Raw genomic sequence first — 13,182 nt, 5'->3', positions numbered from 1 at the left:
TCTTACTATATTTCGAATATTTTATAAATGAATTTATATTTACTTACAACAATATTTGTTTAAAGAATTCAATGCTATTTTTAACAAGCGGTTTCTTATTTTTGTAGCATGTTTAAAAGAACCCAACATAATTTTCAAATAGAAGAACCAACAGTGTTTAAGCAAAAATTATTTGCTTGGGCTAAACAGTTTGAAACCGCTATTTGGTTAGATTCTAATAATTACAAACAAGAATATTCATCATTTGATTGTTGTTTGGCTGCAGAAGAATTTACTTCGATAAAAACAGATTATCAGAATGCTTTTGATAAACTTAAAGAGTATCAAAATTACACCAAAGATTATATTTTTGGATATATTTCTTATGATGTAAAAAATGACGTTGAAAAACTAAAATCTACTAATTTTGATGGACTTCATTTTCCTGATTTGTATTTTTTTCAACCTCAAAAATTAATTTTCATCAAAGGAAATACTGTCGAATTTCATTATTTACAAATGATAGATGATGAAATTGAAGAAGATTTTGAAGATATTATCAGCATAAATGCAAATACTACTCCCCTTTCTGATTCTTTAAAAGACACTGATAAAAAAACATCCGAAGAAAATAATATCAAAATAAAACTTCGAATTCATAAAGAAGAATATCATCAAAAAGTAACAAAGGTTTTAGAACATATTCATAGAGGTGATATTTATGAAGCTAATTTTTGTCAAGAATTTTATGCCGAAAATACAAGCATAAATCCTTATAAAATATATTCACATTTAAACGAAATATCAACACCTCCGTTTGCTACTTTTTTCAGACATGAAAACCTGTATGTATTATCGGCAACGCCAGAAAGATATCTAAAAAAAGAAGGACTTAAAATAATTTCGCAACCTATAAAAGGAACTGCAAAACGATTAATTAATCCTATTGAAGATGAAAAAATAGCCTTCGATTTAGCTCGTGACGAAAAAGAACGTGCCGAAAATATTATGATTGTTGATTTAGTTCGTAATGATTTATCTAAAACTGCAAAAAAAGGAAGTGTTCAAGTAGAAGAACTTTGCAAAGTTTATTCTTTTAAACAAGTACATCAAATGATATCGACTATCGTTTCTGAAATTTCAGAAAACACACATCCTGTTGATTTGATTAAAGATACCTTTCCGATGGGAAGTATGACTGGCGCGCCAAAAGTATCAGCAATGAAAATAATGGAAGCCTTAGAAGAAACAAAACGTGGTTTATATTCAGGAACTATCGGTTATTTTACACCTGATGGCGATTTTGATTTTAATGTAATTATTAGAAGTCTTTTATATAATTCTGACCAAAAATATGTTTCTTTTTCTGTTGGTGGCGCAATTACGGCAAAATCAATTCCTGAAAAAGAATACGAAGAATGCTTGTTAAAAGCTAAAGCAATGAAATATGTTTTACTTAATTCAAAGTAGATAATTATATTAATAAATACCCCTAAAAAATAAGATTAATGATTATAGATCAAGAAGAAAAATTTGCAGCAGTACTTCCAAAAATAGAAGGAAATGTAAATGAACAAAGTTTTTTTAACAAGTTTTTAGATATGTATCCTGAAGCTTGGAAACAACATAAAATTACTTTTTCAAAATTTAAAAGAAGTAAACAATTTGGAAGAACAATACCTTTACCAAGACCTGAAGTATCTTTAAGAAAAGATATCAGACAGTGGTTACAAAAACAATAAAAAATGACACATCAAGACTTCCATTTCGAGTATCATAAAACTACTTTTTTCGGGCAATATTGGCAACCTGAAACAGTAAAAGCAGTAGTTATTATTATTCACGGAATGGGAGAACATTCTGGACGCTACCAAAATGTTGCTAAAAAATTAACTGATAATAATTTTGGTGTAATTGCTTTTGATCATTTTGGACATGGTAAAACATCAGGGAAAAGAGGTCATAACCCTAGTTTTGATGCTGTTTTAGATAGTATTACCATACTTATTAACAAGGCTACTGATATTTTTGGAGATACAGCAATGTTTTTATATGGTCATTCTATGGGTGGAAATGCGGTTATCAATTATGCTCTTCGTAAAGAAAATAATTTAGATGGAATTATCGCCACTAGTCCTATGCTAAAATTAGCTTTTGATCCACCAGTATGGAAACTTAAATTAGGCAAGATTATGCAAAAAATTGCGCCGTCATTTACTTTGAGTAATGAATTAGATAACAATGATCTTTCTCGTGATAAAAATGAAGTTCAAAATTATATTGATGATCCTTTAGTTCATGATAAAATTAGCCCTAATTTTTCTTTATCTTTTATCGATTCAGGTAAATGGGCGATTGAAAATGCTTCTTTATTAAAAAAACCTATGTTATTATTACATGGTACTGCTGATAAAATCATTGATTATAAAGGCTCTGAAGCTTTTGCTAAATCAACAAAAAAAGCAACTTTAAAACTTTATGAAGGCGGTTATCATGAATTACAACATGATTTATGTAAAGAAGAAATGCTACAAGACATCCTAAATTGGTTAAATAATCAACTATAAATATCTTTAAAAAATAAAATGCTACAACAATTAGCAAAACATATAGACACTAATTTTTCGTTTTTAAAAGAGAAAAAACTCCTAATTGCTATTTCTGGAGGAATTGACAGCGTAATTTTAACACATTTATTAAAGCAATTAAATCATACAATTTCATTAGCACATTGTAATTTTCAATTAAGAAATGACCAAAGTAATTTAGATGAAAAATCAGTTATAGAATTAGGAAAAACATTAAATATCACGGTTTTTTCAACTCGATTTGAAACAAGTAAATATGCTTCTGAAAATAAATTATCAACACAATTAGCAGCAAGAAAATTACGCTATGATTGGTTTGATGAATTAATAGAAAAACATGATTTTGATTATGTTTTAACAGGGCATCATGCCGATGATAATTTAGAAACCGTTTTAATCAACTTAACAAGAGGTACAGGATTAGATGGTTTAACAGGAATTCCACCCGTAAACGGAAAAATTGCCCGTCCTTTATTAATTTTTTCAAGAGAAGAAATTGAAGAATTTGCATTAAAGAATGATATTAAATGGCGTGAAGATGCTAGTAATTCAGAAATAAAATATGTCAGAAATAAAATAAGACATCAAGTAATTCCTGTATTAAAAGAATTAAACCCTAGTTTATTAAAAGCCCATCATAAAACAACTGATTTCTTAAAACAATCTCAACAAATTATTGTTGATAAGATGGAAGAAGTATCAGCAAAAATTATTTCTAAAGATAATGATTTATTAAAAATTAATATTTCGGAACTATTAAAGTTATCTACCCCCAAAGCATACTTGTATCAACTTTTAAAAGACTATAAATTTACAGAATGGAATGATGTTTACAAGTTAATTTATGCTCAATCAGGTAAAAAAGTATCAACTAATTATCATACTTTACTAAAAGACAGAGATTTTTTATTACTTTTACATACTAACAAAAAAAAAACCCCTGAAAATGAACAAATTACAATACATAGACAAACTACTAAGATAACAAGCCCTGTAAATTTGTTTTTTGAAAACGATCCTAAGAGTACATTTATTAATATAAATTGTATTTTGGTTGATAAAAATTCATTAAATTACCCCCTCAGTATTAGGAAATGGGAAACTGGCGATTATTTTTACCCAACAGGTATGATTGGAAAGAAAAAAGTTAGTAAATATTTTAAAGATGAAAAATTATCAATTTTTGAAAAAGAAAGCACTTGGTTGCTTTGTACAAATGATAATGAAATTATATGGATTATAGGAAAACGACAAGATAGACGCTTTTTATCATCCAATGAAACAACAGAATTATTAAGAATAACTAATTAAAAACAACCAATTATAAACTAAATCGAATGAAAAAATTATGTACTCTATTTTTATTATTCTTAGGTTTAACGGTCTTCTCTCAATCTGATGATAATCCTATAGTTATAACACCTGTCGTTGAAAAAATTTCGGAGACAAAATATGACTTAATTTTCGATATTGAAATTGCAGAAGATTGGCATTTATACTCTCAATACAATCCAGAAGATGCATCTTTACCAATGACTATTTCTCCTGCAGAAGGACAAACTGGATATGCTCTTAACGGAAAAGCAATAGAAAGTAAAACTGAATCTGAATTTAGTGAAATTTGGGGAAAAGATGAAATTTTCTTTGTAGAAGAAGGTAAATTAGTACAACGAATTACCGTTTCAGATACAAGTTTAACACAAGTTACTTTAAACTTAGATGCTCAAGTTTGTAAAGAATACTGCTTACCATTTGATGAGGATTTTACGTTTTCATTAACAGGTGAAAAAGTTTCACAAACTGTTACTGAGGTTGATGACAAAAGCCAAGCTATGTCACAATCATTAAACTTAAACTTAAAAAATACCGCTGTATTAAAAAGCACAACAAAAGAATCATCTAAAGAAGATGGTGAGGCTAGTTTAATTAATATATTTTTACTTGGATTTGTTGGTGGTTTACTAGCATTTTTAACTCCATGTGTTTTTCCAATGGTTCCTTTAACAGTATCTTTTTTCACAAAACATACTGAGAAAAAAGGAAAAGGAATTGGTAGTGCTATATTATATGGGGCTTTTATAATGATAATTTATGGACTATTAAGTTTACCTTTCCACTATTTAGATACTTTAGACCCTGAAATTTTAAATAGTATTTCAACCAACATGTGGTTAAACTTATTTTTCTTTACAATATTAGTTTTCTTTGCTGGTTCTTTCTTCGGATTTTATGAATTATCATTACCTAGCTCTTGGAGTAATAGAGCTGATACAGCTTCAAACATTGGAGGTATTATCGGTATTTTCTTTATGGCTTTAACATTAGCTATTGTATCATTTTCATGTACAGGACCAATTTTAGGTTCTTTATTAGCAGGTTCTTTAGGAGCTGATGGTGGTGCAATGCAATTATCTGCAGGTATGATTGGTTTTGGACTTGCTTTAGCATTACCTTTTGCATTATTTGCAATGTTTCCTGGATGGTTAAATTCTTTACCTAAATCAGGAGGATGGTTAAATACTGTTAAAGTTGTTTTAGGATTTTTAGAATTAGCATTTGCTTTTAAATTTTTATCTAATGCTGATTTAGTTGGGCATTGGGATTTATTTAAAAGAGAAATATTTATTGGTATATGGGCAATAACAGCTTTATTAATGTCATTATATTTATTTGGTGTTATGGGTAAAAAATATGGTAAAATATCTTTCTTTAGAGTTTTATTAGGAGGAGCTTGTTTTGCTTTGTTTGTTTATTTAGCACCAGGAGTATTACCAAAACCTCTTTGGAATCAAAATAAATTATTAAGTGGATTTGCTCCACCTCAATTTCATAGTATCTATAAAAAAGATAACAAATGTCCTTTATCATTAAATTGCTTTAAAGATTTTGAAGAAGGTATTGCATATGCAAAATCGGTAAACAAACCTGTTTTATTAGATTTTACAGGTTGGGCGTGTGTAAACTGTCGTAAGATGGAAGAAAATATTTGGGTTAAACCTGAAATATATTCATTAATTAATGATGATTATGTATTAATTTCATTGTACGTAGATGACCATGAAAGACAATTACCTGAAGAAGAACAATTCGATTTTATTAAACCAAACGGTAAAGTAAAAAGAATTAGAACTTATGGTGATAAATGGGCTACTCTACAAGTTGCAAACTTTAAAACAGCATCTCAGCCATTTTATGTATTAATGAGTCCTAAATTAGAATTATTAAATTCACCTCAACAATATTCTGACCATACAACTTATTATAACTGGTTAAAAACAGGATTAGATAATTTTAATAAAAACTAATCAATATCATCATATAACATAAAAAAAGCCTCTTTTATAAAGAGGCTTTTTTTATGTTATAATGTTAAATAAATCATCAAAATAGAAATACATAACAAATGTATTTTAGCTATTTCATAAGGTTTTAAATTTCAATATTTTTAGCTACCTTTATCATAAAGAGAAAGTTATGTTGATTAAAACTTATGGATCTGCTGTTTTTGGTATTGAAGCAACCACTATAACTGTAGAAGTAAATATTGATAAAGGTATCGGATATCACCTTGTTGGGTTACCAGATAATGCCGTTCGAGAAAGTTCTTATCGGATTTCTGCAGCACTTAACAACAATGGCTATAAATTACCTGGAAAAAAAATCATTATAAACATGGCTCCTGCTGATATTCGTAAAGAAGGAGCTGCTTATGATTTATCAATTGCAGTTGGTATTCTGGCTGCTTCAAAACAAATTCAAGCAAAAAACATTGATGATTATCTAATTATGGGAGAACTTTCTTTAGATGGAAGTGTACAACCTATAAAAGGAGCTTTGCTTATCGCTATTAAAGCACGTGAAGAAGGCTATAAAAATTTTATTCTGCCTAAAGAAAATGCCAAAGAAGCGGCTATTGTTAATGATGTAAATATATTGGGTGTATCTAATATTATGGAAGTTATCAATCATCTAGAAAACAAAAAACTCATTGAACCTACAATAGTTGATACACGAGCCGAATTTTATAAACATATGGATTTTCCTGAGTTCGATTTTTCAGATGTAAAAGGACAAGAAAGTATAAAACGTTGTATGGAAATTGCGGCATCTGGTGGACACAATATTATTTTAATAGGTCCTCCTGGTGCAGGAAAAACAATGTTAGCCAAACGACTTCCTTCTATATTACCTCCTATGACTTTAGAAGAAGCTTTAGAAACCACCAAAATACATTCTGTAGTAGGTAAAGTAAAAAATACAGGGTTACAGTATAGCCGTCCTTTTAGAGCCCCACATCATAGTTGTTCTGATATTGCACTTATTGGCGGTGGAAATAGTTTACCACAACCTGGTGAAATTTCATTAGCTCATAATGGCGTTTTGTTTTTAGATGAATTACCCGAGTTTAAACGCGGTGTTTTAGAAGTTATGAGACAACCTTTAGAAGATAGAGAAGTAACAATATCTAGAGCTAAATTTACCGTAAATTATCCAAGTAGTTTTATGCTTGTTGCTAGTATGAATCCTAGTCCTTCTGGTTTCTTTAACGACCCAGATTCTCCAATGACTTCATCACCTGCCGAAATGCAACGCTATTTAAGTAAAGTTTCAGGTCCTTTACTTGATCGAATTGATATTCATATCGAAGTCACTCCTGTTCCTTTTGATAAATTATCCGAAGAAAAAAAAGGAGAAGCTAGTATACATATCAGAAATAGAGTTACAAAAGCTCGTGAAATTCAAACAACACGTTTTAGTACTTCTGATACTGTTCATTATAATGCACAAATGACTGTGAAACAAATTCGTGAGTTTTGTAAACTATCAAATGAAAGTAATATATTACTAAAAACAGCTATGGAAAAATTAAATCTTTCGGCAAGAGCTTATGATAGAATTTTAAAAGTTTCTCGTACTATTGCCGATTTAGATGGCTCTGAAAATATAAAATCTAATCATTTAACAGAAGCAATTCAGTACCGAAGTTTAGACCGTGAAGGTTGGTTAGGATAAATTCTAAAAAAACATAAAAAATAAAAAATTATTACAGTTCTATAAAAAAATGTAATTTAGTATTCTCTTAAAATTAATTAAATGCACCAAAAAATGAAAAAAATAATTTATTTAATGGCTATTGCCATAACGATGATCTCCTGTAAAAAACAACAAAATGATTTTGTTACTTTTTCTGGAAAAATCACTAATAAAAACTCTAAATCTATAACACTTTCTAATCCTCAATTAAACTTTAATAGAGTTATTGAAGTTGATGAAAATGGCGCATTTAATGATACTATAAATCTTAAAGATGGTTTTTATCGTCTTTCTGATGGAAAAGAAGCAACAGCATTATATTTAAAAAATGGTGCTACTATTACAATGACTCTTGATACAAAAGAGTTTAATGAATCTATCACTTTTACAGGTGAAGGATCAAATGAAAGTACCTTTTTAGCAAAAAATGCAGTATTACAAAAAGCAATGTTTAAAGACAAAAACTTGTTTAATTTACCTAAAGATAAGTTTGATGCAAAAGTAAAAAAATTTATTACTGACTTTAACAACAGAATAAACGAAAATAAGTTAGACTCTACTTTTGTTGCTTTTCAAAAACAAAATATTACATCTTTAGAAAACTATTTAAATAAAACACATACTGATAAATTATACGCAAATACTGTATTAGCTAAAGGATCTGTATCACCTAAATTTATTAATTATGAAAATCATAAAAAAGGAAATACTTCTTTAGATGATTTTAAAGGAAAATATGTTTATATCGATTTATGGGCTACTTGGTGTAATCCTTGTAAACAAGAAATTCCTTCTTTAGAAAAAGTTGAAAAACAATATCATGGTAAAAATATTGCCTTTGTAAGTATTTCTGTTGATAATCCTAAGGATTATGAAAAATGGAAAAAAATGGTTACTGATAAAAACTTAAGCGGAATTCAATTATATGCTAAAAATGATAAGACTTTTTCTAAAGCTTATAAAGTAAATAGTATTCCTCGTTTTATTTTAATTGACCCGAATGGTAATATTGTTGACTCAAATGCTCCTAGACCTTCTAATCCAAAGTTAATTACTTTATTAGAGTCTTTAAATATTTAATTAGAAACTAAAAATTTGATATATAAAAATCCTGTAACTAAGTTGCAGGATTTTTTTTGCGTTAAGGATAGCAACGGCATCCTTTTTTGGAGGAACGGAAAAAAAGATATAGTGGATAGCCTGTTAAAACGCCCAAATAAAAAAACCCTCACAAATTAATGTAAGGGTTTTTTAATATTTTAAAAATCTAAATTAAATTTAGATATTCAGTTTATTAGTATCTGTAATGCTCTGGCTTAAATGGACCTTGAACAGTTACACCAATATAAGATGCTTGGTCTTCACGTAATTCAGTAAGCTCTACGCCTATTTTAGCTAAGTGTAAGTTTGCTACTTTTTCATCTAAATGCTTTGGTAACATATAAACTTCATTTTGGTAAGCAGCTCTGTTTGTCCAAAGTTCGATTTGTGCTAAAGTTTGGTTTGTAAATGAATTACTCATTACAAAACTTGGGTGACCTGTTGCACATCCTAAGTTTACTAAACGTCCTTCTGCTAAAACAATAATATCGTTTCCTGCAATGTTGTATTTATCAACCTGAGGTTTAATAGTATCTTTTGTATTTCCGTGGTTTTCATTTAACCAAGCCATGTCAATTTCGTTATCGAAGTGACCAATATTACAAACAATAACTTTATCTTTCATAGCCTCAAAATGACGACCTTGAATAATATCTTTATTTCCAGTAGTTGTAATAATGATATCAGAATTTGCTATAACAGTTTCTAAACGCTTAACTTCAAAACCATCCATTGCCGCTTGTAACGCACAAATAGGGTCGATTTCAGTAACAGTAACGATAGAACCCGCACCTTTAAAAGAAGCCGCTGTACCTTTACCTACATCACCATAACCACAAACAGTTACACGTTTACCTGCTAACATGATATCAGTTGCACGACGAATTGCATCAACTGCAGATTCTTTACATCCGTATTTGTTATCAAATTTAGATTTTGTTACAGAATCGTTTACGTTAATTGCTGGCATTGGTAAAGTTCCTGCTTTTACTCTGTCGTATAAACGGTGAACTCCTGTAGTAGTTTCTTCAGATAATCCGTTAATTCCTTCAGCTAATTCAGGGTAACGATCTAAAACCATGTTTGTTAAATCTCCACCATCATCTAAGATTAAGTTTAATGGTTTTTTATCTTCTCCAAAAAATAATGTTTGCTCAATACACCAGTCGAATTCTTCTTCTGTCATATCTTTCCAAGCATACACAGGTGTTCCTGCAGCAGCAATTGCAGCAGCAGCTTGGTCTTGTGTAGAAAAAATATTACAAGAACTCCAAGTTACCTCAGCACCTAAAGCTTGTAAAGTTTCAATTAAAACCGCAGTTTGAATAGTCATGTGTAAACACCCTGCAATTCTTGCGCCTTTTAATGGTTGTTCGTTTTTATATTCTTCACGTAAACTCATTAATCCTGGCATTTCAGCTTCTGCCAATCTAATTTCTTTTCTTCCCCAATCAGCTAAAGAAATATCTTTAACTTTAAAAGGAACGTATGCAGCGGTTTTTGTGCTCATATTTATGTATATTTATGTATCTAAATTTTTATATAGCAAAATTACGAAATAACTTTCTAACTTATGCCTGTTCACAAAACAATAACAGTAAACCAAACCACTAAAGTATTGATTTGGAAGATTGAAGAATCTTTTGATGAATTATCTGAAAATATTACACTTAATCAACGAAGTACTGAGCGTATTAGTAATATGAAATCTGACTTACACCAAAAAGGATTTTTAAGCGTTCGACAGTTATTAAAAGAAGTTAATTATACTGATGATGACTTAATTTATGATGAATTTGGAAAGCCTCATTTAAAAGATGGAAAATTTATTTCGATAACACATTCCTTTACTTTTTCGGCAATTATTATTTCTGATGATAAACCTGTCGGAATCGATATTGAAAAACAACGTGATAAAATCTTAAAAATCGCTCATAAATTTACGCCTATTGAACAATATAAATCAATAGCAAATCATGATGCTTTAATTAGTAAACTTACCATTGTTTGGGGAGCTAAAGAAAGTTTATATAAAATTTATGGTAAGAAAAAATTACTTTTTTTAAACAATATTTATATTGATGATTTCTCTTTTGAAACCAATAACACTTTAGGTAAAATTTTATACGAAGGTGTTACCGATGAATATAAAATCCACTTTTTAGAAACCGAAGGATTTACTTGTGTCTATGCACAATAAAAAAGTAAATCCTTAAAAAAATATCTTATCATAAAATGAACTACAAACTTTGTAACTTTGCAGTTCATTTTTATTTTTTGAAACTTATTTTATGAAAATATCAGTAGAGCTTACTTTAACACCACTTCAAAATGAATTTGAAGCGCCAATTATCGACTTTATAAAAAAATTAAGAGCATCAGGTTTAACAATTCTTGAAAATCCGTTAAGTACACAAGTATATGGAGATTATGATGCTGTAATGCAATTATTAACTTCTGAAATTAAAAACTCTTTTGAATTAATAGAAAGCGGAATAATTTTATTAAAAATTGTAAAATCTGACCGTAGTAAGTATGAACCAAGTTTTTAATTATCTTTTTAGCCAATACGCTACCTACGATACTTTAGATATTTGGTTAGAAATTATTGCCGTTATTTTCGGATTTTTATCTGTTTGGTATTCTAAAAAGAATAAAATTTGGGTATTTCCAACAGGTATGGTTAGCACCGTTATTTTTGTGTATTTACTTTTAAAATGGCAATTATTAGGTGATATGATGATTAACGCATATTACTTTATAATGAGTGTTTACGGCTGGTATATTTGGACTAGAAATATTGACGATACAAATGTTACTCCTATTTCAAGAACAACATCAAAAGAAAAGAAAACTAGTGTTTTTATATTTATAGCAACCCTGTTTTTTGTGTATGCTGTATATTCTTATTTTGATAAATGGACGCATTGGACAGCTTATGTCGATACCTTTACAACAGCAATTTTCTTTGTCGGAATGTGGCTGATGGCTAAACGAAAAATTGAAAATTGGATTTATTGGATTATTGGCGATATTATTTCTGTACCGCTTTATCTTTATAAAGGATTCACTTTTACTAGTTTTCAATATTTAATATTTACCTTTATTGCCGTTAGCGGTTATTTAGCATGGAAAAAAACCTTAAACAACAAAAAAGTAATCTTGTAAAGGTTGTTTTATTTGGTCCTGAATCAACTGGAAAAACAACTCTTTCTAGTCAATTAGCACGATATTATAATACTGTTTGGACACCAGAATTTGCTCGTAAATATTTGCAAGATAAATGGAATAATGAACGCAAAATTTGCGAACAAAAAGATATTATTCCTATTGCCGAAGGTCAAATTAAGTTAGAAAACGATTTAGCTAAAAAAGCAGATAAAGTATTAATTTGTGATACCGATTTACTTGAAACAAAAGTATATTCCGAAGAATATTACGGTGGTTTTGTTGATGGTAATTTAGACAAAGCCGCTATTGAAAATTCTTACGATATTTATTTTTTAACATATATTGATACGCCTTGGGAAGCCGATGATTTACGTGATAAACCTGGCGAGCGTTTAGAAATGTTTAAAGCTTTTGAAAATACATTGATAAAATATAAACGTCCGTATGTTTTATTAAAAGGCGATAAAGAAACGCGTCTTAAAAAAGCCGTTGAAATAATTGATGTACTACTTTCTAAAAAGAAAAATTTATATTCTTTTTCTAAAACATTAAGTCAGGCTGATATTCAATCAATGCTTAAAAATATTAATATAAACGACTACACACTATAAAATGAACATACCAGAACTTATTAAAGAATTAAATTTTAAAGCAACAAGAAGTTCTGGTGCTGGTGGGCAACATGTAAATAAAGTCTCATCAAAAATTGAACTGACTTTTGATGTATCTAAATCTAATGAATTATCAGAAAATCAAAAAGAAATACTCTTAAAAAAATTAGCTTCTCGATTAACAAAAGAACAAATTTTAATACTCTTTTCTGATGAAACTCGCTCACAATACAGAAATAAAGAATTAGCTATTAAGCGTTTTTTATTTATTATTAAAGAAGGTTTAAAAAGACCAAAAATTAGACGTATTACCAAACCAAGTAGAAATTCTGTACTTAAAAAATCGGTAAATAAAAAGCGTCAAGCATTAAAAAAATCGCTTCGAAAAAAACCTAATTTAGATTAATCTTATCTAGATTAAAAAAACTTATTAAATAGACTACATCTAACTTCTTAATGTTACTAATTTAATAAGAAAACATTATAAAATTCTTAATTCTTTAATCGCTATTCTAAAAATGTATCATACATTTGCGCCGTTCTCGTAAAGGGGTGCCAAATATCGGCTGAGATCACACCCAATGAACCTAGAACAGGTAATGCTGTTTAGGGAAATACTGTTATTGCAAAGTAATTTATAAATAGGTAAAACTGTTTATAAATTAATGAAGGTTTTTCTTTGTTAAAGCACTTTGTAA

Annotated in this window: 13 protein-coding genes; 12 read left to right on the top strand and 1 reads right to left on the bottom strand. The window is 29.0% G+C overall.

Translation table 11 applies throughout. From position 1 onward, the window contains the following. Positions 1-108: 108 nt before the first annotated feature. The 7 genes from AB0T67_RS09080 to AB0T67_RS09050 all read left to right on the top strand — a co-directional run bounded on the left by AB0T67_RS09080 (position 109) and on the right by AB0T67_RS09050 (position 8,681). Positions 109-1,449 carry an anthranilate synthase component I family protein gene (locus AB0T67_RS09080; protein WP_369220045.1) on the top strand — a complete coding sequence of 447 codons (1,341 nt, stop codon included), beginning with the start codon at positions 109-111 and terminating at the stop codon, positions 1,447-1,449. 38 nt (positions 1,450-1,487) lie between these two features. Continuing rightward, positions 1,488-1,721: a hypothetical protein gene (locus tag AB0T67_RS09075; RefSeq protein WP_369220044.1), complete on the top strand. Its 234-nt coding sequence runs from the start codon at positions 1,488-1,490 to the stop codon at positions 1,719-1,721. Positions 1,722-1,724: 3 nt separating this feature from the next. Continuing rightward, positions 1,725-2,546 (top strand): alpha/beta hydrolase, encoded by an 822-nt coding sequence (locus AB0T67_RS09070; RefSeq protein WP_369220043.1) that lies wholly within the window; start codon positions 1,725-1,727, stop codon positions 2,544-2,546. Positions 2,547-2,564: 18 nt separating this feature from the next. Further along, a complete protein-coding gene (gene tilS / locus AB0T67_RS09065; RefSeq protein ID WP_369220042.1) occupies positions 2,565-3,878 on the top strand; it encodes a tRNA lysidine(34) synthetase TilS in 1,314 nt (437 codons plus the stop codon). Positions 3,879-3,904: 26 nt separating this feature from the next. Then, positions 3,905-5,872, top strand: a complete 1,968-nt coding sequence (locus AB0T67_RS09060) for a protein-disulfide reductase DsbD family protein (RefSeq protein ID WP_369220041.1) — start codon at positions 3,905-3,907, stop codon at positions 5,870-5,872. Between the two features lie 169 nt (positions 5,873-6,041). After that, entirely contained in the window at positions 6,042-7,580 is a 1,539-nt protein-coding gene (locus AB0T67_RS09055; protein ID WP_369220040.1) for a YifB family Mg chelatase-like AAA ATPase, read from the top strand. A 93-nt stretch (positions 7,581-7,673) separates the two neighbouring features. Then, positions 7,674-8,681, top strand: a complete 1,008-nt coding sequence (locus AB0T67_RS09050) for a TlpA family protein disulfide reductase (protein ID WP_369220039.1) — start codon at positions 7,674-7,676, stop codon at positions 8,679-8,681. Between the two features lie 214 nt (positions 8,682-8,895). Here AB0T67_RS09050 and ahcY read toward each other — a convergent pair whose 3' ends face one another. Beyond that, positions 8,896-10,212, bottom strand: a complete 1,317-nt coding sequence (gene ahcY / locus AB0T67_RS09045) for an adenosylhomocysteinase (protein ID WP_369220038.1) — start codon at positions 10,210-10,212, stop codon at positions 8,896-8,898. 63 nt (positions 10,213-10,275) lie between these two features. Here ahcY and AB0T67_RS09040 point away from each other — a divergent pair, with 63 nt between their 5' ends. From AB0T67_RS09040 to arfB, 5 genes are all read left to right on the top strand, one after another. After that, entirely contained in the window at positions 10,276-10,902 is a 627-nt protein-coding gene (locus AB0T67_RS09040; protein ID WP_369220037.1) for a 4'-phosphopantetheinyl transferase family protein, read from the top strand. Positions 10,903-10,993: 91 nt separating this feature from the next. Continuing rightward, complete coding sequence (locus AB0T67_RS09035) at positions 10,994-11,254, top strand: hypothetical protein (RefSeq protein WP_369220036.1); 261 nt, start codon at positions 10,994-10,996, stop codon at positions 11,252-11,254. Continuing rightward, positions 11,238-11,870, top strand: coding sequence for a nicotinamide riboside transporter PnuC (pnuC, locus tag AB0T67_RS09030; RefSeq protein ID WP_369220035.1), 633 nt, complete (start codon positions 11,238-11,240; stop codon positions 11,868-11,870). Before AB0T67_RS09035 ends, pnuC begins: the two co-directional genes overlap by 17 nt. Continuing rightward, complete coding sequence (locus AB0T67_RS09025; protein ID WP_369220034.1) at positions 11,831-12,484, top strand: AAA family ATPase; 654 nt, start codon at positions 11,831-11,833, stop codon at positions 12,482-12,484. The genes pnuC and AB0T67_RS09025 overlap by 40 nt, the downstream gene beginning before the upstream one ends. Position 12,485: 1 nt before the next feature. Further along, a complete protein-coding gene (gene arfB / locus AB0T67_RS09020) occupies positions 12,486-12,890 on the top strand; it encodes an alternative ribosome rescue aminoacyl-tRNA hydrolase ArfB (protein WP_369220033.1) in 405 nt (134 codons plus the stop codon). Positions 12,891-13,182 lie beyond the last annotated feature (292 nt).

This window comes from Tenacibaculum salmonis, from assembly GCF_041053065.1.
Lineage (GTDB): Bacteria > Bacteroidota > Bacteroidia > Flavobacteriales > Flavobacteriaceae > Polaribacter > Polaribacter pacificus_A.
The sequence above is the reverse complement of the archived record's forward strand: the minus strand, read 5'-3'. Positions and strand labels throughout refer to the sequence as shown.